A 21,677-nucleotide genomic window follows, 5' to 3' on the forward strand; every position below is an offset into this window, starting at 1 on the left:
AGGGAATTTAAAATCTGTTATTCATAGCAAAAGTGTTGATTATTTGTTTTAGATATTAGCCTATAGATGGATTGCATGGGACAACAAAAACTGATGTGGGTGGCTACATTCTTACAAATCGCAGCATCACGTACTATTAGAAATTAGAAAGAAGTACAATAGTGAATGGAACGACGATGGAATCACAAGGATCTAAGTCGAGGGTTGAGCTACTTGAGCAAGGGATGTACCCTTTGACTCACCCAAAAGATTGGTCATGGCCATTCTGGGCTGCTGTCCCACTCTATCCCTATGGCAGACGGCGGACACTTCGCAAAGAAATAGTTGAGGACACTATCTGGACATTCGATCAGCTTCACGGCATTCTCTACACCATCGTGCCGATTCGCATGACTATCGTTAAACTCGCTGCCGGAGGTCTTCTGGTCTATGCACCCGTTGCTCCAACAACTGAGTGTGTCCGCTTGGTTAATGAGTTGGTAGCGAAGCACGGTGAAGTTAAATACATCATATTACCAACCAGTTCTGGCCTAGAGCATAAAATCTTTGTTGGCCCCTTTTCGAGACGCTTTCCTCAAGCACAAGTCTTTGTTGCCCCGCATCAGTGGAGTTTCCCCTTTAACCTGCCGCTTAGTTGGCTAGGCTTTCCTCGAAAACGAACTCAAGAACTCCCAGAAGACTCAAGCCTTGCTCCTTTCGCTTATGAGTTTGACTATGCAATCTTGGACATCAATTTAGGACGAGGATCTTTTGCAGAAGTTGCAGTATTTCATAAGCGATCGCGCACTCTGCTTGTAACTGATTCTATAGTTTCTGTTCCAGTTGACCCACCAGAAATTGTCCAATTAGATCCTTATCCCCTACTGTTTCATGCAAGGGACAATGCCTTGGAGACGATCGAGGACAATGAAGACAACCGCCGCAAGGGATGGCAACGCATTTCATTGTTTGCACTTTACTTCCGTCCCAGTGCGCTGGAAATTACTTCAATCAGACAGATGTTTTGTGATGCGATCAAAGCACCACAGCGATCGCTAAAAACTTACTTTGGTTTATTTCCTTTTCGCTGGCAAGAAACCTGGAAGCAAGCATTCGATGCTCTACGAGGTCAAGGCCGACCATTTGTCGCCCCAATTCTGCAAATCCTCATTCTTCCCCAAGCACCAAGACAAGTCCTCAACTGGGCTGATACAGTTGCAAGTTGGGATTTTCAGCAGATTATTCCCTGTCACTTTGACTCACTAATTTTGGCTAATCCGCGTCAATTTCGGCAAGCATTTGCTTTTCTTGAGAAAAATGCCTCTATCAGTAATGACTTTTCTTCTAGCGAAAGCCAGCCTCTATTAGAGGAAGACTTAAAGTTCATTAAGGAACTTGAAGCGGGTCTAGTTAAACGCGGTATCGCAACACCAGCGAAAGAGAAGGTGTAATCAAGAATATACGTATCTCTGGCAACTTTACGTTTAATTTCTTGTCCAGCAATTGTAGCAAAAGTATATAGCGGTTCTCGCTTGGGTGCAGTACAGTTTTTACCTGTCATACCAATTCTGTATGAAGATGCGGTAAATCATATTTAAGTACAAGGAAGAAAAACGAACCGCAAAGGACGCAAAGGACACAAAGAAAGAGGAGAAAGAGAAACAAAAAAGTTAAAAGGGTTTGGCGCAGCCTCACAAAGAAATGGTATTAGTTCCATTCCTCTCTCCTTTTAGACTACGGTATACACACAAGTCGGAAAAACTTCATCTACCAAAGATTTGCAGTGCATTACGCTGGCGTGACAAAGCTAAATTCTTGCAATCATGGCGAACCCATTTGTTATATCGGCGAACCCATTTGTTATATCAGCGAACGCATTTGTTACTTCGGCGAACGCATTTGTTACTTCGGCGAACGCATTTGTTACTTCGGCGAACCCATTTGTTATATCAGCGAACCCATTTGTTATATCGGCGAACCCATTTGTTACTTCGGCGAACCCATTTGTTACTTCGGCGAAGCCATTTGTTATATCGGCGAACCCATTTGTTACTTCGGCGAACCCATTTGTTACTTCGGCGAACCCATTTGTTATATCGGCGTGTCCATAACGCACTCGATGAAACTACTAAAAGAGTTGAAACCTATGCTAGTCAACTTGTGTGTACTCCGTAGCTCCTTTTAGGAGAGAGACTTTGAATCTTACTCCCTAACGTTAGTAGAGAAGGGGCTAGGGGTTAAGTCTCAATACAGTTCAGTTAAGCTTTTTTCTCTCCCTCTGCAACGTCTGCATTTATATTACGCATTAAAAGCCGATTAACTTATAACAAAAATGTTAATTCCAAATATGGAGTAAATAATAAGATTAATTATAAACGTAATAATATCTAGAAAACCTTCAGAACGATAAGATGCTCAAATGACGTTTTGTGCGTGATCTGAGAGTGCGATGGTGTACCCGCCTGCCGGAGGCGATAAGCAAAGCTTAAGTTTTCAGCTATCGCAAATGTTCAAGTTGCCTAGTCGGCTCAAAACATGAGACAAAGGGCGTGAAATGTATTCAGAGTGTATCAATCAGTGTAAAGTTTGGAGTTTTGCACCGATAACTTGAATAGGGAAAAAATACAAATTATGAGAAGATTTTGAAGAGAGCATCTAAATTTGGCAAATATACCTGGAAATAAGCCGTAAAACTGCAATCATATTGCTAAATCGGTATATTCCAGCCTTGCACAAGTCAGATGTACCTTAAATGGAGGGCTTCTGCTATGCGAATTTTGTTGATTGAAGACGATGAAATTTTGCTGGGTGTTTTGCAACAATCTCTCGCCAGTCAGCACTATGTGGTAGATACGGTTGAAAACGGTCAAAGTGGATGGGAATATGCCCAAAGCACCAGTTATGACTTGATTGTGATGGATGTGGGACTGCCAAGAATCGATGGTATTAAATTATGCCAACGGTTACGTGCTGAAGGTTACTCTATGCCAATTCTGCTGATTACTGCTAGAGATGCCAGTAGCGATCGCATTCGCGGATTAGATGCAGGTGCAGACGACTATTTAATAAAACCCCTGGATTTAGCAGAACTTCAAGCGCGGGTACGGGCCTTACTGCGACGCCGCGAAGTTTCCCCTACAACCGTTTTAAAGGTTGGCGATTTGTGTTTAGATCCTCGTAGTTGCGAAGTCAGCTATGGTAAGAAACTTTTGGCATTAACTCCCAAAGAATACACTCTGCTAGAAGTATTTCTGCGGAACCCTTCACGGGTTCTCAGTCGCGGACAACTGGTTGAGCATCTCTGGACTTTTGACGATCCCCCTTTAGAAGAAAGCGTCAAAGCACATATTAAAGGACTACGGCAAAAACTGAAGACCGCCGGGGCTGTAGACTGGATCGAGAATGTCTACGGTTTAGGATATCGGTTGAAGGAAGGTGTGGGGGAGATAGGGGAACAAGGAAACAAGGAAGAATTATTTCCTCTCTCTCCTACTCTTCCACCTTCATCTATTGAACAGCAGTTTCAGCAGGGGATGGGTAAGCTGTGGCAGCAGTATCAAGGTTTGATGGCTCAACGGCTAGAGGCTTTGCAAACAGCAGCGATCGCATTACAGACGGGAATGCTCACTTCATTGTTACGCCAAAATGCCATGCAGGCAGCACATAAGCTAGCAGGTGTTTTAGGAATGTTTGAGCGAGAGGCGGGAACTCTGTTAGCGCGTGAGATTGAAGAGATTTTGCGAGCAGATGGAGCCTTGCAACCCCTCCAGGAACAGCAATTTTTAGATTTAGTGCAGAAATTGGGCCAGATGCTAAATCTAGGCGAAAAAGAACCATCTTTACCTATAGAAACATCTCGACTGCTATTGATTGACCCTGACCAAAATTTAGGTCAAGAGTTACAAGAATTGGCGCGATCGCTTGATTTGAGTTGGAAACAGATGGCAACGTTGGAATTAGCTAAAACTTGGCTCCAGTCTCACTCACCGGATTTAGTCGTGTTGGCAACAGACACAGTGGAACAACGCAAAGAGAATCTGGCGCTACTCTTTGAACTGGCGGCTCGGACACCGCCCATATCTGCATTGGTACTTACCTCCGCGGAGAAGTTGCTAGATCGGGTAACTGTAGCGCGTGCTGGCGGACAAGGATTTTTGGTAAAACCTGTGACAGCTGTTCAGGTTTGGGATCTGGCAATGCAATTGTTACAGCATAGACATTCACTTTCAGCAAATGTGCTAGTAGTAGATGATGATCCTGTGTTTCTGGCAGCATTGCGCCCCATGTTGGAACCTTGGGGTATTCGGATGACAGGATTAGATGATCCACTACGTTTTTGGGAAGTGCTGCCGTCTGTTGTCCCCGATCTGCTGATTTTAGATGTGGATATGCCTAAAGTTAGCGGCATTGAACTGTGTCAGGCAGTACGTATTGATCGCGACTGGCAAGGACTGCCAATTTTATTTCTCACAGCTCGTTGCGATCGCCAAACGATTCAACAGGTGTTTGCGATCGGTGCAGATGACTATATAAGCAAGCCAGTTGTTGCAGCAGAATTGTTAACCCGTATTACCAATCGTCTAGAACGGACTCGCTTGTTGCAAAACCTTTCTCGCAAAGACCATCTAACCGGATTAGCAAATCAACCTTACTCCAGCCAGAATTTAGAGCTTCTCATTCAAAGACTCAAGGATGCAGACAGTAGTACTTTTCATCCTTGGTGTTTAGCAGTGTTCACAGTGACTGAGTTACAGCAGATTAATATTCAATACGGTCATGCCATTGGCAATCAAGTTTTACAACGGTGGGGTCGCCTGTTCCAATCTAATTTTCGAGGTACCCAAGTGTTGGGATATTGGGCCAATGGGGAGTTTGTGGTGGGAATACCTGAATTGACAAAACAAGAGGTAAGCGAGCATCTGTGCGAATTTTTGACTACCTTACGCCAACAAGTGTTCACCGCATCAGATAGCAGCCGTTTTCAAGTAAACTTTCGTTTTGGAATTGCGGAGTATCCTACTGATGCATTAACTGTACAATCTCTGTTTAAAATTGCCAGTACGACTTTAGACAATTTAAACTATTTCGATAACAATTAATGTAAAAATATATTTCCACTTAGGAATTATCAATTCCCTATGTGTAGTCAATAGTTCAATTCAAATTTTTTATGGCTCAAGCAGTGATGAAAACCCTCAGTGAAATGAAGCTGGAAACAAACGTACCCGTTGTAATTACAGATCAACAAGGATTCATCACCTATGTCAACGATTGCTTTACCTCTATTTTTGGCTGGAGTATGGCTGAAATTAATGGTCAAATCATCACGGTAGTTATTCCAGAGGGTTTTCATGCTCCGCACCATCTTGGTTTTTCCCGCTTTCTGGCAACAGAAAGTTCTACTATTCTCAATCACCCATTGCGTCTAGTCGGAATTACCAAAGATGGTCTAGAAATTGAAGCCGAGCATTTAATTATGGCAGAAAAACATCACGGAGAATGGGTGTTTATGGCCATGCTGCGTCCTCTTTAAAATAAATGGAGAGATGGGTAGAAAAAGAAACCACAAATTGACCTTTAGTCTTGCTTCTAAAACAGGAGTCTGCCGATGAGCATAAATTTGACTACTTTGGTCAACCAATTACGGGCAGTCTTAGGCAAGATGGAGGTGGCGCTGGGGGCGATCGCTGATGCTATTGTCTGGACTGGTAGTAATGGCAAGATACAATGGTGTAATGCTGCTTTTGACAAACTTGTTAACCAACCACATATTCTAGTTCTTAATGCCAACCTGAGTGACTTATTATTCCTGAGCCTAGCTGGTGAAGCAGTTGCACCAGAATTCTATCCAAACATGAGGGTTCTAGGGGGAGAAGATGAAATCACAGAAGAATATGAATGTCATGACGGTAGACATCGCTCCTTAATTTTAGAAATATCAGCAAACTGTGTTGAACTTTCAGGAGGTGACAGGTCATCTGTATTAGTAATTAGAGATATCACTCAAGAAAAGTTTTGGGAAGCAGAACGCTCCTTAGCACAACAAGAACAAGCAGAAACTTTATCTCTTTTGCAAGCGACACTGGAATCTACTGCTGATGGAATTATAGTTGTAAATCAAGACTTTAATGTAACAGTCTTTAATCAAAAGTTTCTCCAAATGTGGTCAATACCAGAATCGTTATTGCAACCTTTTCAAAGCAATGAAGGATTCAAGTTCATGTCTGAACAAACGCGAGATCCTGAAGCATTTATCGCCAGAGTCAAGGAACTGTTTTATGAGTGCCCAGAACAGGAAGCTTGTGATTTGGTAGAGATGAAAGATGGACGTGTTTTTGAGCGTTATTCTCAACCTCAATCTCAAGGTGGTAAAATTATTGGACGTGTTTGGAGCTTTCGAGATATTACCGCACGCCAGCAAGTAGAGAAAGCCTTGAGCGAAAGTGAGGTTAAGTTTCGCCGCATTGTGGAGAATTCTAATGATATTATTTCTCTGATTGACTTAGAAGGACGAATCTGCTATATCTCTCCCAATTTAGTCAAACTTACAGGGTATGAAACCACTGAGTTAGAAGGTATACCATTTGCGGATTTTCTTCATCCTGACGATCTACCAAGTTGTCTAGATGCAGTCAGCAGGGTAGTAACAACAGGGGAGAGCTTGGAAGTTGAATATAGAGCTAGACTCAAGGATGGTAGTTGGCAGTGGCAAGCTACAAATTTAGCTCCAACCAATGATATCAATGGAAACTTATTACTGATCAGCGTTGCGCGTGTGATTACAGAGCGCAAACAGGCAGAAAAAGCTTTGCTCAAGAGTGAGCAAAAGTTTCGCAATCTGTTCGAGAATTCTCAATTTGGCATCCTTCGCAGCCGAATTGAGGATGGACTAATTTTAGATGCCAATCAACGCCTTGCCGAGCTATTAGGCTACAGTTGTGTAGAAGACTTAATTAATGGCACAAAATTTACCACAGATTTTTATGCCAACCCAAGCGATCGCCAGCACATAGTAACTGAATTGCGTCAAAAAGGTTCACTCAACAACTTTGAGCTACAGTTTCGTCAATGCAACGGTAAGGAGCGCTGGGGCTTGTTTTCCTTACGGTTGAATTTGGAAGATAATTGTCTGGAAGCGGTGGTTGCTGACATTAACGATCGCAAGCAAGTAGAGGCAGATTTACACCGCAGTAATGCCATACTTAAAGCCCAACAAGAAGTTTCAATTGATGGAATTTTAGTCGTTGATGAAAATGGTCAAATAGTATCTTACAATCAACGTTTTTGCCAGTTATGGCAAATTCCAGAAACACTGATCCACAGCGCTAGCCATCGGCGCTTATTAGAATCTGTACTTAATAAACTGGAAGAACCACAGGAGTTTCTCACAAAGGTGGAGTATTTGTACGCCCATCCAGAAGAAGTCAGTCGTGATGAAATTTTGATGAGGGATGGACGAATTCTCGATCGCTATTCTGCATCCGTGCGATCGCTAACAGAAGATTACTACGGTAGAATTTGGTACTTCCGCGATATTACGGAGCGCAAACAGGCAGAAGAAGCTCTACGTCGCAGCGAACAGAAATATCGCAACATTTTTGAAAACTTTCAAGTGGGGATTGCTCGCATTCGCTTAGAAGATGGGCTGTTTCTGGAAGCCAACCAACGCCAAGCTGAAATTTTGGGTTATGATTCGGCGACGGATTTAATTGGCAAGCAATTCACGACGGAGTTTTACGCCAATCCAAATGATCGCCAACAAATGTTGGCAGAAATGGCACAGCAGGGCGAGGTACGTAACTTTGAAGTGCAACTATGTCGTCGGGATAAATCTCTTGGTTGGGGACTACTATCGCTGAGACGGAATGCTGAGGATGGCTGTATAGACGCCGTCATTACCGATATTAGCGAACAGCAAGCTGCGCTGCGCGAACGCAAACTTGCAGAAGAATCTTTGCGACAATCAGAAGCGAGATTTCGCGCTCTTTACGAATCAACTAGTATTGCTGTTATGTTACAGGAGGAGGGAATTCCCGTCGATTGCAATCGGGCAGCAGAAGAACTATTTGGCTATTCTCGGCAAGATTTTTTAAGCAAGCATCCTAGCGAATTTTCGCCATTACTGCAACCAAATGGTCAAACTTCATCTAGCCTTGCTAAACAACAGGTTGCTCTGGCTTACCAGCAAGGCAGAAATCGTTTTGAGTGGGTTCACCGTCGTGCAGATAACACAGACTTTCCGGCCGAGGTCTGTTTAACTGTGTTTGAATTGGGCTATCGCAAGCTAATTCAAGGCGTGGTTCAAGACCTGACTGAACGCAAACAATCCGAAGCAACCCTTCAGCGTCGTGCCCAGGTAGACAGCTTACTTAACAGGATTTCCCGCCAATTTATCGACCAAGATGCAGACACCGCGATCAATTTCACCCTGCAAGCGATCGCTGAATTTCTGGGAACCGAACGAAGTTGTATCTTTGAATACTCAGAACAAAACTTGCAGTTTGATATTGTCCATGAATGGCGTGCTGCTGGCATCGAACCCTTATTTGGTGGTGCCACGAGTTCAACTATTGAGTCATTTCCCTGGTTCTACAATCAAATCCTTGGCGGCCAATCCATACAAATCTCCGATGTTGCCAAGCTACCCTTAGAAGCAGCAGCAGAAAAAGCATTATTTCAGAACCAATCTATTCAATCGGTTGTTGTTGTACCGACAATCCACGTTGGCAAAGTAGTAGGATTTCTGGGCACTGATGTTGTGAACTTCTCGATAAATTGGAAGCAAGAGGATATCAACTTACTGCAACGAGTGGGTGAGCTAATTGCCATTGGGCGATCGCGTCACAAAGCAGAAGCAGCATTGCGGGTGGCCAAAGAAGCCGCAGAAACTGCCAATCGGGCGAAAAGCGCCTTTTTGGCAAACATGAGTCACGAATTGCGAACACCACTAAACGCCATCTTAGGTTTTGCTCAGTTAATGGAGCGAGACAACAGCCTCACCAAACGTCAGCGAGATTCTCTAGCAACCATCAACCGCAGTGGAGAACATCTGCTCAACCTAATTAACGATGTGCTGGAAATGTCCAAAATCGAAGCTGGACGCATTATTTTAAATCCTGCATCCTTTGACCTGTATCAAGTATTACAAAGTCTCCAGGAGATGTTTCAGGTACGAGCAAGTGCAAAAAAAACTATCACTTTCATTTGAACTTGCCCCCAATTTACCCCAGTACATCCTTACAGATGAAGGCAAACTCCGGCAAGTGCTAATCAACATTTTGGGAAATGCCATCAAGTTTACCAATACCGGGGGGGTGACATTGCGAGTGTCATTTTTCAATGGTCAAAATAATGACCAAGGACAAATGACTATTAATTTTGAAATCGAAGATACAGGAGCGGGAATTGCAGCCGAAGAATTAGACAATCTTTTTCAGCCCTTTGTTCAAACTGCAAGTGGTACAAAAATTAGAGAAGGTACGGGGCTTGGACTTACCATCAGCCGTCAATTTGTGCAGTTAATGGGGGGTGATATTCGCCTTCATAGTCAAGTGGGTTGCGGGTCAACTTTCGATTTCGATATCAAAATTGAACTAGCAGAGTCATTTGAAATTGCGCCACCAAGAGTTCAAAACAAAGCGATCGCTTTGGCTAATGGTCAACCTGTATATCGGATTTTAGTGGTAGATGACCGCCAAGAAAATTGCGATTTATTGACGCAGTTACTCAACTCGATTGGTTTTGAAACCCGTGCAGCCGCTAACGGAATTGAAGCGATCGCAGCTTGGCAAGCATGGCACCCCCACCTGATTTGGATGGATATGCGAATGCCTTTAATGGACGGATATGAGGCAACTCGACAGATTCGTGCTATAGAAAGGGAGATTCAAAAAGGGGAACTAGAGGAAATTTCTCCCCTGACGGTGATTATCGCCTTAACAGCCAGCGCTTTTGAAGAACAGCGATCAAGTATTTTAGCTGCGGGTTGTGATGACTTAATCCGCAAGCCTTTTCGTGAGGAAGTCATTTTGAACAAAATGGCTGAACTTTTGGGAGTTTGTTATGTCTATGCAGAGGAACAAGATAATTTTGACCAAACGCCATTGGTTGTGTCTGAATTAGAGGAGCTAAAAACGCAAGATTTATTTATTATGCCCCAGGAATGGCGAACCAGCTTACACGAAGCAGCCATTCAAGTAGATGCAGAGATCATTTTCCAGTTAATTGAACAAATCCCTGAAACCAATTTTGCTTTATCTGAGAGACTTAGCGATTTAGTAAATCGTTTTTGTTTTGATGAAATTATCGATTTGACTCAAAGAGGTGATGATGCATAGCCAATGGGTAACGCCGAAAGCCAATATTTTAGTGATTGATGATACTCCTGAAAACTTGTATCTCTTAGCTGCCATGTTGACAGAACAAGGTTACAAAGTTAGAAGCGTTACTAAAGGTGCAGCTGGTTTGAGAGGAGCGCAAGCATCTCCACCCGACCTAATTTTGCTTGACATCAACATGCCAGAAATAAATGGTTATGAGGTTTGTCAATCTTTAAAACAGAGCGATCGCACCCGTGACATTCCGGTGATTTTTATCAGCGCCATGAATGATGTGCTAGATAAAGTCAAAGCTTTTTCAGTTGGAGGCGTAGATTATATCACAAAACCCTTTCAAGTTGAAGAAGTTTTGGTGCGTGTAGAAAATCATTTGACAATTCGCAATTTACAAAAACAACTGCAAGAGCAAAACACCAGGTTACAACAGGAAATCCGCGATCGCAAACTTGCTGAAGAAAAGTTTGCTAAAGCCTTTCGTTCCAGTCCTAGCCCAATCTCAATTACCACTGTTTCAGAAGGACGCTTTATTGATATAAACAGCAGTTTTCTGAAAATGAGTGGCTATAGCCTGGAGGAAATCATCAATCACTGTGTAGATGACCTCAATCTTGGGATTACTCAAGAACATTATGCCAGCAACCTTCAAAAACTACTCGAAACTGGAGCATTACAAAATCATGAGATGGAATTTCGTACCAAGTCCGGTGAAGTGAGAATTGTCTTGCTATCTGCCGAACTGATTCACCTGGATGGTACAGAATGCATTTTAAATATTGTTAATGACATTACTGAACGCAAGCGACTGGAAAACGAATTTATTTCTTTGGTAAGTCATGAATTACGAACCCCGCTAACTTCTGTCATTGGGTCGCTAGACCTTTTAGGTACAGGACAATTAGGAACATTGAACGTTAAAGGGCAGCAAGTCCTGAATATTGCCATTACCAACATCGAACGTTTGAATCGCCTAGTCAACGAGATTCTCGACTTGGAAAGGATGAAGTCAGGCAAAATCGCCATGCAACCGGTGAACTGTAATGTCGCCGATCTGATTGTCCAAGCAGCAGAAGCGATGCAAGCGATGGCAGAAAGGGCGCAAATTAACTTAGTTACCGAACCAGCCAGTCATGAAATATTTGTAGATCCAGACAGAATGTTGCAAACCTTGACTAACTTAATCGCTAACGCGATCAAATTCTCAAAAGTAGGTGATACTGTTTGGTTGCGTGTTCGGTTGCATACAGATCACTTACAGATTGAAATCCAAGACCAAGGACGGGGAATCCCTGCAAATAAACTACAGACAATCTTTGAGCGTTTTCAGCAGGTTGATGTATCCGATTCTCGTAAAAAAGGGGGGACAGGTTTAGGACTTGCCATTTGCCGCAACATTGTTGAGCAACATCAAGGCAAGATTTGGGCTGAAAGCATTTTGGGTGAAGGTAGCACCTTCCATATCATCCTACCATTCTTAAAGAAATAGAGCATGATTATGAGTAAATGTGTATTAATTGTTGACGATGAAGAAGATGTCAGAGCGATCGCTCAAATGGGGTTGGAAATGACCGGAGGTTGGAACGTGTTGATTGCCAGTTGTGGTCAGGAAGCCTTGATAATGGCAGAAACCAACCAACCTGATGTCATCTTGCTAGATATGATGATGCCGGATATGGATGGTCGCGCTACACTGCAACAACTCAAAGCTTGCCCTAGAACTCAACATATTCCTGTAATTTTAGTAACAGCAAAAGTTCAAGAATCAGATCGAGGAAACTTTACTGAGTTGGATGTCGCGGCTGTATTTGCCAAACCTTTTCGCCCCTTAAAACTTGCAGACCAAATCAATGGTGTATTAGGGACTTCTAAATAAAAATAATCAACAAAATACTCTCTCCTTGCCCAAAAATGATATAGAAGCTTTTCAAGCAGTTGAGTTTGAAGTCTGACATAGCAAAAATCGCCATGCCAATACACACTCCTGACACACCAGCGTCAAGTCCTATACAGATATTGCGTGGTAAATTCATAACTTGTTTACATTATTTTTCTTAAGCACCCGGGTATCTCAAGCGTGAAGATACCCTTTTATCTATTTAGGTAAGTAAATACTCGCCTAATTGATTTTTATAAGCATTCAAATCTGACTGAGATTCAACCGTTTTGAGTTGGGTCAGATTGACGAAGATATGACAAAATTATGACGAAAGTGTGACGAAATTCATGAGGCTGTAAATACAAAAAGTAACAATTAATTAACTTGTTGTATATAAAATTAATAACATTCAGAATGTTTCTATTTTAATATCGGGAAATACTGATACTGGAAAGAATACAGTCGTTATATCTGATGTGGCAGGAGTAACTTTATGCGGCATCTCACAATAAACTGTATTATTTAATACAGTTTTTTATCAGTCATAAATAAACAATTAGTCAAATTTCTTAGTTGATTCCTGTAAAGGAACATTCCGATTTCTCACAATATCAAGGTTTTTGATATTAGAAAAATTTGGTTAAAGACTTACAGGAAAACTTCTTCTTTGTTGTTGATGCCGCCGCAACTATCCTAACGTGATAGGCTGTGGATTTTGAGATAATCATGCTGAAGTTGATTTGACATAAATATCTTCAGATTATTCCTCAACAACTTAATTGGCAATTAAGATTGGGGTTGTTTAAAAATATTTACCTTGATGGAGGTTTTACTTAGTGGGTAACAAGAAAAGCAGACTAAAAACTATCTTATTTAAGGCTTGTAGTTTTTTGGGAAAAAAGAGCCGAAATTGTCTCACCCTATTTGGCTATTTAATAACAAGCTTTATTGTCTTTTTCATCAAGGCAGGATCTACCCCAGTCAAGAAAGGCTTTTTCCTCTTTAAGCATCAGCAATTCCCCACAATGAAGAAAAAGCCTCTTACTGTTGGGCAAAGTCAGCAAGTTGACAAATTAACACGATTGGGACAGCGTTTACGCGATCCGGAGTGGAGGCGCTACGGTTACTTACTACTGCTGGGCAAGGCAATGGCTATGATGATGCTGTTCATAGTATTTGCCTTCATCCCCAATTTAATAGAAACACCAGCTTTGGCAGCCGATCCAGTACTCAAAGGCAATGACATTGTTAACCCGATTAATACCCTCTGGACGCTGCTAGCTGCCTTCCTAGTATTTGCAATGCAGGTAGGTTTTACGATGCTAGAAGCAGGTTTCTGTCGCTCTCGTGAAACCGTCAATGTCTTGATGGAATGTATCGTTGACACCTGTCTTTGCGGTTTATTGTTCTATGCCTGGGGCTTTGCCTTCATGTTCAGTCATGGTAACGGCTTGATTGGACTGAATTGGTTTTTCTTGCAAGGTGCGCCCACGACTTATGAAAGTTCAGGTGTGGCGTTCCTGGCATTTTGGCTGTTTCAGTTTGCCTTTGCAGACACCTGCTCGACGATCACCTCTGGTGCGATGATTGGACGGACAGGGTTTATTGGTGATCTTCTCTACAGCTTTGGCGTTTCTGGATTCATCTACCCAATTATCGGACATTGGGCTTGGGGACCTGATGGTTTTCTGGTAACGATGGGCAGCAAAGATGGTTTGCTGCCCTTCTTGGGAACTGGCTTCCATGACTTTGCAGGCTCTACAGTTGTTCACACCATTGGGGGATTCATTGCCCTAGCGGGTGCGATCGCCCTTGGGCCGCGTTTGGGTCGTCGGTTCAAACGCGATGGTGGTGGGCCAATGTTGCCCCATGACCTTGTAATTGCTGCTTCCGGTGGTCTGATTCTGTGGTTTGGTTGGTACGGTTTCAACCCCGGCTCGACACTCTCGGCGATGGACTTTGTAGGGACTGGACGGGTTGCTGCCAATACTACCTTGGCAGCGTGTGCAGCCGGTCTGTCGGCACTGTTTTTTGCTTATCCAAAAACAAAAAAGTGGGATTTGAGCTTCACAGTCAACGGGTTCTTGGCGGGTTTGGTTGCGATTACTTGCCCTTGCTATTGGGTGAATCCAACAGGTTCTATCATTATTGGGGCGGTAGCTGGCGTAGTTGTAGTTCTAGGCATAGACCTGTTGGAATGGCTTCGGATTGACGACCCCATCGGTGCAGTTCCTGTACATGGTTTTTGCGGCATCTGGGGAACATGGTCGCTGGGCTTGTTTGCCACTGGTGAATTCGGTGCGAGTGGCCCCATCTCACCTGATGTGTCTGCGCCATTAAGAGGTCTGTTTTATGGTGGGGGGATACAGGTGTTGAGCGCACAAGTTATCGGCAACCTAATTATTACTGTGTCTACATTCGCTGTGGCAATGGGGTTGATGTATTTGGTAAATTTGACCGGGACACTGCGTGTGTCGAAAGAAGGCGAATTGGAGGGTTTGGATTTACACGAGCATGGCATACCAGCCTACCCTGAATATATCATCAGTACATCAGCGAACCCTGACAACTCTCCATTAGAAGAAATAAACACATAGAGAGTTTTGCCAAGCGCACCCTAAACAGAGAAAAGTGTTAAAAATCCATCAGTCTTTATCCCCATCAGTCGGTGGGGCTTTTTTGTGGAGAAAAAGCCGGGATTTAGTAGTTGATATCAAGTCCGGTTAATCACTTATGATTACTGAATCTGTCAAGAACATCACACTCCATTGCGTACCATTAAATCTTTTAGATACCAAGGTGAAGCGGTTGCTACCAATGGAGAGAATAATACTTACTATGTGGCAGCTTATCTAGGAGATGGTTTGCATGAAGGAGCTATCATGTCTGCCCTTCGAGTTGCTCAACTCATTGGTTCAACTTTGGCTCTTTCCTTTTCTGGTTGCAACGACAAAAATACAAACACAGTCAGTAGACCGAAAACTTTTGCGATGCTTTCTCTAGAAAACGCTGCTAAAGTCTGAGTATTTTTATCAAATGCATAAAACTGAGCAATTTAACCTGTTTAATTAAAATTTAAGATTTTAAATTTAACATAAGGATATCTAAGTTTTCCCGGCTTAGATATCCAATAGCAACATAACCTATAGTAAATAAGACTATTAACTATACCTCAATTATAAGTCTAATTTTTGTTTTTAAACTACTTCTTTAGGTAGTTTAACAATTCCTTCTTTAGTATGATGAAAACTTTAACTTAAATATATAGGAGCTTTAAAAGCAAATAGATAAAGTTAGATATGATTTATAGTAACGTATATATGTGCGTTTATACATTTCATAGATGCGTTAAATTGCGTTAACGCACCCTCCTTTCTAAGACAATTTAGAAATGTTAGAGTTTTCTAAAGTTGCTACTAATTTCACTCCAAATTCTTCCTCAAATACTCCTTTTTTATAATCTAAGCTCCAAAGTTCTAAAGCACAATCATCATTAGGTTGAGATGGAAAAATCAGTAGATTTACCTGCTGAAATTGTTTATAATACTCACATTGCACTTGAGCGATCGCACCAATTTGTCGTCTATCTAATGCCACTGCTAATCTCAGAATTGCACTCAATTGACTGACCATCTGTCGCTGGTATTTATTCAGCAACATCTGGGAATTTTCATGTTTTTTCTTCGGCGGCGATTTCCGATGATAACGTGCTAAATTAGCAATGATTTCAATCTCGGTTTCTGTATAACCGAGTAATTCACCATTGCGAATTAGATAGTAAGAGTGCTTGTGGTGAGACGAATGGCTAACATAATGGCCGCAATTGTGTAATATTGCAGCTGCCCACAACAGTTGTCGCTCATCAGATCCCCAGTGATGTAAAGTACCTTGAGTTTGGTCAAATAAGCTCTTGGCAAATTTTGCCACGCGATCGCTATATTCTAAATTGACGTGGTATTTATTTGCGAGTTTTAAAACATTTCGTTCCCGAACTGAACTTTGGTAACGCAGCTTATCTTCAATTAAACCGTGAGTTAACATCCAGTCTACGATTACACCTTCCCGCAGTGAACGCTCACAAACTGTAACCGATTTACTACCCAAAAGGGTCATTGCTTCCTGTAATATTACTGCACCAGCGAGTATAACTTCAGCACGCTTCTCTGGCATACCGGGAATCGCAGCCGTTTCTGAGTTACTCAGTTTCCGCAAACGATTTACCAACTCTTGCAAGTCTTTAAGACTGAACTGGTAGCCATTGAGAGTGGAAGGAATAACACCCGACTTTTCTCGTGCATGAATTATCGCTAGAGTTTCAATTGTGCCCGAAGTACCCACCAAACGGGGAGATTCCCCAAACTCTAGGTTTGCTAGTACCTCATCCACGGAACGTTCTAACATCCCGCGTGCATAAGCTTGCAAATATTGATACTCAGTGTTGCTGATCGGGTCGGTGGTGATTAACTCGCTAGTGAGTCGCACTGCCCCAACTTTGGTACTGGTGAGAGTGCGCGGTTCGTGACTATCGCCCAAAATTAACTCTGTAGAACCACCGCCAATATCAATAATCGTATGGGGCTGGTTGTTAAATTCCATCCCTGACAGCACGCCAAGGTAGATTCGTCGCGCTTCTTCTTGACCAGAAATCAAGTCAACGCTTAAACCCAACTCCGTTTTTACTCTCTGCAAAAAATCTTTACCATTGGGGGCTTCTCGCACAGCGCTAGTTGCCACAGCAATGATTGTTTCAGCATTGATAGTTTTGGCAACTTCTTGGAAGCGCCCTAAAGCAGCGATCGCCTTTTCAATTATTTCTGGTTTAAGTTCCCCAGTCTTAAGATTGCGATCGCCTAGTCTTACAGTTTCTTTTTCTCTAGCGATAATGCTGAAAGTTGGTAATGTGGGATCAATCTTGACTACTACCATGTGTAAAGAATTTGTTCCCAGGTCAATGGCAGCAATAATCCGATGTTGCTTAGGTGGTTGAGTTGGAACACTCTCCCAGCTAGAAACTAAATTCAGCATCTAGTTTTCTCTCTTTATAAGAAATGATGGCAAATGGTGGTATTGGGGGTAGCTGACACTGATATTTTTTGCAACACAATTCTCAGCTTGAGTGCTGAATACTTAGTACTGAGTAAATTAAAAATTACTCAGCACTCTTCATCTTTGGTCAAGAATAACAGAGCTAAGTATATTTACCCTACTGCTCCTAACCTAGTGACTATTTAAAGATATTTAAAGTTGCCACTTGAGGTTATGCTTTTACAAATAACAAATAACGTTATTCTATAGATGTAAAGAAGTGTGAATTAAATAATAAGGCATGGGGAATGGGACATAGGAGCAAGGTGAAAAATAACTAATGCCCAATACCCACTCCCCAATACCCACTCCCTAATGCCCACTCCCTACTCCCATTCGACTACGCTCACGGCAGGCCCACTCCCCACTCCCCACTCTTATGTTAAGGACGCCAGAACGCCCCCAGCAGCCAGTTTGGCTTGTAATTATCCGGCTTTTACGCTGGCACAAACCAGAAGGACGGTTAATTTTGATGATCCCTGCCCTTTGGGCTGTATTTTTGGCAGCTTCTGGGAAACCGCCTTTACCTCTGGTTGGTGTGATTATATTAGGTACTCTGGCTACGAGTGCCACCGGATGTGTAGTCAATGATTTGTGGGATCGAGATATTGATCCAGAAGTAGAGAGAACACGCGATCGCCCTCTGGCATCTCGCGCCTTGTCTGTGAAAGTTGGGATTGTAGTTGCGATCGTCTCCCTAGCATGTGCAGCTATCTTGGCATTTTATCTGAACCCTCTGAGTTTCTGGTTATGCGTGGCAGCAGTACCTGTAATTGTGCTTTATCCAGGTGCAAAGCGGGTGTTTCCTATACCACAGCTGGTACTTTCTATCGCTTGGGGTTTCGGCGTGTTGATTAGCTGGAGTGCAGTCACACAAAACATCTCCCAACCAACTTGGTTACTTTGGGGCGCGACTGTACTGTGGACATTGGGATTTGATACAGTTTATGCTATGAGCGACAAAGAAGACGATCGCCGCATTGGTGTTAATTCTAGCGCCCTATTTTTTGGGAATTATGCCCCTATAGCTATTGGAATTTTCTTTGCTGGCACAATCTTGTTATTGGCTTGGTTAGGTGTACTCATACATCTGCACTTAGCCTTTTGGATTAGCCTTACAATTGCTAGTATCGGATGGGTTTGGCAGTCTATGCGATTAACACAGCGAGACTTACCTAATCGTGTTTATGGTAAGATGTTCCGGCAAAACGTCTCGATTGGTTTTATTTTACTTGCCGGGATGATTGCTGGCTCTTTTTAAATGTGAATTTTTGTATGGGTACATTTTTATATTGCTTTAGTTCCCTATTTCAGTATCTACGTATTTGGGCAGTAATAAGTCTGCTAGTTTTGGTTGTTACGTGGTCATTTCCTGCACAAGCTGCTAGCCGCATTGAGCCGCAGTTAGAACAGCAAGTATTACAAATTATCCGCGAACATCCAGAGGCAATTATTGAATCTGTTCAAGCCTATCAACAGCAACAACAACAGAAAATCAAGCAAGAACAGCAAGGATTTTTACAAGATTTAAAGACGAATCCTCAAACCGTGATTGGTAAGTCTCCCACCACAGGTTCAACTAAATCAAAAACTCTGCTAATAGAGTTTTCAGATTTTCAATGTCCCTACTGTGCTGAAGCACATAAAACATTGAAAGAATTGTTAGTAAAATATCCAGATAAGATAAGATTAGTTTACAAGAATTTACCCTTGACTTCAATTCATGCTGAAGCATTGCCAGCTGCAACAGCAGCTTGGGCGGCATATCAGCAGGGTAAGTTTTGGGAATATCATGATGCGCTATTTGCGAATCAAAAGCAACTAGGTCAGGCATTATATTTAGATATTGCTAAAAAACTCAAGCTAGATTTGGGTAAATTTAAACGCGACCTTACTCTTGCTACTCCTGCAATTACAAAAGATATTCAACTAGCTGAGAAATTGGCTGTTTCTGGGACACCTTTTTTTGTAATTAATAGTCCAACTTTTTCAGGAGTGGTGCAGCTAGTAGATATCGAAAGTATATTGACTAATACTAAGTAAACTAAGTACAGGATTTCACAAGTTCGTAGCGTTATTAAATCTCACAAAGCTTTAGCGGAGCATCGGTCAATTCGTTACAGATTTATGAAATACTGTACTTAGTAAGTAGACACAATTAAACCTAACTACATAAGCTTATATAAAGTGAATCATAGCTAGTAGCTTTATTTAAGTAAAAAAACTAATCTAGCTAACGACTTCTTTTTTTATACTTATTCAGATAGATTGTATCAAATCCTCAATGGCATTCTAATGTGCAATATTGCTTACGAAAACTTTGTAATTAGAGATTTATAACGATGGTAGCGTTAACACAATCAAAATTCTTAACTAAAGAAAAATTAAAAGTACAGATTGTTGAAAAACTTGAAGAACTCAAGCTCCATGCAGACAGTTGGAATCAGCTTGCTTTTGAAGCTACTCAACAGTTACCAATGACTTCGTATGCATGGATATCATCATATTTTGAACATTATGTGGAAGTAGACGAATCATGGTTTTGCGTATTTGCTTATAACGATTCGGAGCTAGTAGGCGTTCTGCCGCTAATTGTAACTCCACAACGGTTCTTTGGATTCAAGTTTTCGTTCTTAGTTACACGTAGGTCTTCGCAATCATGTTCACTCGATATTGTAGCCGCATTGGGAATTGAAAATATAGTTATTCCAGCCCTTATTGATGCTGCGAGACAATTTTGCCCCTATCATCTGGGAATGGTATTTAACCGTTTACCGGAGAATTCACCTACTATCGAAGCTTTAGAAAGCATGTCAGATATTAGCCTCATTAAAGAGCTTGATTGGATGATGGGAGCTAACTTAAAAATAACTGGATCTTTTGATGAATATTGGAAAACCCTCAGTGGTAATTTAAGGAGTACTATCAAAAGGTCGGGAAAGAAACTCTATCAACTAGAAGGTGTGAAAACTATTTTCCTCAAAGGAAGTGAAGCCACTGAAAAATATTTATCTCAATTGATAGAAGTGGAAGCCGCCAGTTGGAAAGGAACTAAAGGAAAATTAATTGCAAGTTCATCAACAGATATATCATTTTACACAAATCTTACACGCCGACTATCAGAAGCTGGTTGGCTTGAATGGCAATTACTTGAGGTTGAAGGTAAAACAATTGCGATCAATTTAGCGATTAAGTTAAAGCGTTCAATCATTATTTGGAAGCTGGCTTACGATGAGAGTTATGCAAAATTTTCTCCTGGCACTATACTTTTTGAACAAGTAGTTAAGTCAGCCTATACGGATAAAGTTGACGAGATTAATCTAATTAGTGATTTTTCTTGGTACGACAATTGGAAGATGGATAAACGCCCACATTATAATATAAAATTATATTCGCATCAACTTATTTCTTTGATGTTTGGATTCCTGCCTGCATATATCATTAAAAAGCTTAAAGTGCTTAAAAAACGCTTTGCAAAGTAGTATAAAACTTTTAATTTACTTGCTCTGTACCTCTTTGTTTTTGGTCAGAGTCCCCACTTCTAACAAGTGGTATGTTTTAGTCGGGGTGGTCACTGAGGGTAGCCGAAGTGTCAAATCTTTGAGAAAGTTACTGTGATAAGTGTTGACTGTTCACTGATTTAATTAACTAGATAAATAAGGGCAATTCATGAATTGCCCCTACTTGAGATTATTTAAGGTAGATAAACTTCCGCCTATACTACTCTAAATCCTTTTTAACTTCATCTTTGATATTTTCAGCAGTATGGCGGACTCGAGCTTCAGCTTGTTTAGCTTTACCTTCAGCTTTATCTTTAGGATCGCCAGTTACTTCACCAACCACCTCTTGTACTTTACCTTCAACGTTTTTAGCAAAAGCTTTTGCTCTATCTTCGATACTCATATTCTTTCTTCCTAAATATGTTAATTGTTGATTAATTTTCTCTTGCTTGCTCGAAAAGCACTGCAATGTTTATAAATTACTTTTAGACAAGTTTTAATTCTTCTATCTGACGATATTTTTATGAAGAATATTTGTGTCCGTTGTACATAATTATTTAAATATTAAATTCATCTTTGAGAATTAAATTAATATCCAAAAGAGGGAAAATTAGAATTTTATTGTTATATCTTGAGACAAAATAATTTATAACTTCAGGTAGACAGTGATGATAATAACCGCAATTTAGCTTATTACCACTGGATATTGTAAATATGTCAACAGGATGTGGAGACTTCCAAATTGGTGGTAGATAGTGCAGTATTACCAAGTCTGCGTACTCAATTTAGGGTAAATGAGACGAGATGCTTCAAAATACTTTCGTCTTTAATCGCTAAATAGATTACTTTATATGTCTGAACTTACGGATAAACTTCAAGATATTTTAAATTGATAATTTGAAT

General features: G+C 41.5%; 15 protein-coding genes. 12 read left to right on the forward strand and 3 right to left on the reverse strand.

Translation table 11 applies throughout. The annotated features are described in order from the left end of the window. Window positions 1-224: 224 nt before the first annotated feature. The gene (locus tag V7L20_RS08135; RefSeq protein ID WP_334743655.1) at window positions 225-1,430 is read left to right on the forward strand and encodes a DUF4336 domain-containing protein; all 1,206 of its coding nucleotides are present in this window, start codon (window positions 225-227) and stop codon (window positions 1,428-1,430) included. 356 nt (window positions 1,431-1,786) lie between these two features. Here the strand turns inward: V7L20_RS08135 and V7L20_RS08140 are convergent, their stop codons facing one another. Beyond that, entirely contained in the window at window positions 1,787-2,095 is a 309-nt protein-coding gene (locus tag V7L20_RS08140) for a hypothetical protein (RefSeq protein WP_334743583.1), read from the reverse strand. A gap of 652 nt (window positions 2,096-2,747) precedes the next feature. On the opposite strand from V7L20_RS08140, the gene V7L20_RS08145 reads away from it, so the two are divergent. From V7L20_RS08145 to V7L20_RS08180, 8 genes are all read left to right on the forward strand, one after another. Then, window positions 2,748-5,078 (forward strand): response regulator, encoded by a 2,331-nt coding sequence (locus V7L20_RS08145; protein ID WP_334743584.1) that lies wholly within the window; start codon window positions 2,748-2,750, stop codon window positions 5,076-5,078. A 71-nt stretch (window positions 5,079-5,149) separates the two neighbouring features. Beyond that, entirely contained in the window at window positions 5,150-5,512 is a 363-nt protein-coding gene (locus V7L20_RS08150; RefSeq protein ID WP_334743585.1) for a PAS domain S-box protein, read from the forward strand. A gap of 75 nt (window positions 5,513-5,587) precedes the next feature. Further along, a complete protein-coding gene (locus tag V7L20_RS08155) occupies window positions 5,588-9,187 on the forward strand; it encodes a PAS domain S-box protein (RefSeq protein ID WP_334743586.1) in 3,600 nt (1,199 codons plus the stop codon). Next, entirely contained in the window at window positions 9,159-10,316 is a 1,158-nt protein-coding gene (locus V7L20_RS08160; RefSeq protein WP_334743587.1) for an ATP-binding protein, read from the forward strand. Before V7L20_RS08155 ends, V7L20_RS08160 begins: the two co-directional genes overlap by 29 nt. Next, complete coding sequence (locus tag V7L20_RS08165) at window positions 10,306-11,799, forward strand: hybrid sensor histidine kinase/response regulator (protein ID WP_334743588.1); 1,494 nt, start codon at window positions 10,306-10,308, stop codon at window positions 11,797-11,799. The genes V7L20_RS08160 and V7L20_RS08165 overlap by 11 nt, the downstream gene beginning before the upstream one ends. Window positions 11,800-11,808: 9 nt before the next feature. Continuing rightward, complete coding sequence (locus V7L20_RS08170) at window positions 11,809-12,186, forward strand: response regulator (protein WP_334743589.1); 378 nt, start codon at window positions 11,809-11,811, stop codon at window positions 12,184-12,186. Between the two features lie 1,028 nt (window positions 12,187-13,214). Continuing rightward, the gene (locus tag V7L20_RS08175; protein ID WP_334743590.1) at window positions 13,215-14,786 is read left to right on the forward strand and encodes an ammonium transporter; all 1,572 of its coding nucleotides are present in this window, start codon (window positions 13,215-13,217) and stop codon (window positions 14,784-14,786) included. Window positions 14,787-14,957: 171 nt separating this feature from the next. After that, window positions 14,958-15,212: a hypothetical protein gene (locus V7L20_RS08180; protein ID WP_334743591.1), complete on the forward strand. Its 255-nt coding sequence runs from the start codon at window positions 14,958-14,960 to the stop codon at window positions 15,210-15,212. 352 nt (window positions 15,213-15,564) lie between these two features. Here the strand turns inward: V7L20_RS08180 and V7L20_RS08185 are convergent, their stop codons facing one another. After that, window positions 15,565-17,214: a Ppx/GppA phosphatase family protein gene (locus tag V7L20_RS08185; protein ID WP_334743592.1), complete on the reverse strand. Its 1,650-nt coding sequence runs from the start codon at window positions 17,212-17,214 to the stop codon at window positions 15,565-15,567. Between the two features lie 439 nt (window positions 17,215-17,653). Here V7L20_RS08185 and V7L20_RS08190 point away from each other — a divergent pair, with 439 nt between their 5' ends. The 3 genes from V7L20_RS08190 to V7L20_RS08200 all read left to right on the forward strand — a co-directional run bounded on the left by V7L20_RS08190 (window position 17,654) and on the right by V7L20_RS08200 (window position 20,756). After that, complete coding sequence (locus V7L20_RS08190; RefSeq protein ID WP_334743593.1) at window positions 17,654-18,535, forward strand: 4-hydroxybenzoate solanesyltransferase; 882 nt, start codon at window positions 17,654-17,656, stop codon at window positions 18,533-18,535. Window positions 18,536-18,549: 14 nt separating this feature from the next. Continuing rightward, entirely contained in the window at window positions 18,550-19,317 is a 768-nt protein-coding gene (locus V7L20_RS08195) for a DsbA family protein (RefSeq protein ID WP_334743594.1), read from the forward strand. A 299-nt stretch (window positions 19,318-19,616) separates the two neighbouring features. After that, the gene (locus V7L20_RS08200; protein WP_334743595.1) at window positions 19,617-20,756 is read left to right on the forward strand and encodes a GNAT family N-acetyltransferase; all 1,140 of its coding nucleotides are present in this window, start codon (window positions 19,617-19,619) and stop codon (window positions 20,754-20,756) included. Between the two features lie 238 nt (window positions 20,757-20,994). Here V7L20_RS08200 and V7L20_RS08205 read toward each other — a convergent pair whose 3' ends face one another. After that, window positions 20,995-21,177, reverse strand: coding sequence for a CsbD family protein (locus V7L20_RS08205; RefSeq protein WP_334743596.1), 183 nt, complete (start codon window positions 21,175-21,177; stop codon window positions 20,995-20,997). Between the last annotated feature and the right edge of the window lie 500 nt (window positions 21,178-21,677).

Source organism: Nostoc sp., from assembly GCF_036916735.1.
In the GTDB taxonomy this organism is placed as follows: Bacteria; Cyanobacteriota; Cyanobacteriia; order Cyanobacteriales; family Nostocaceae; genus Nostoc.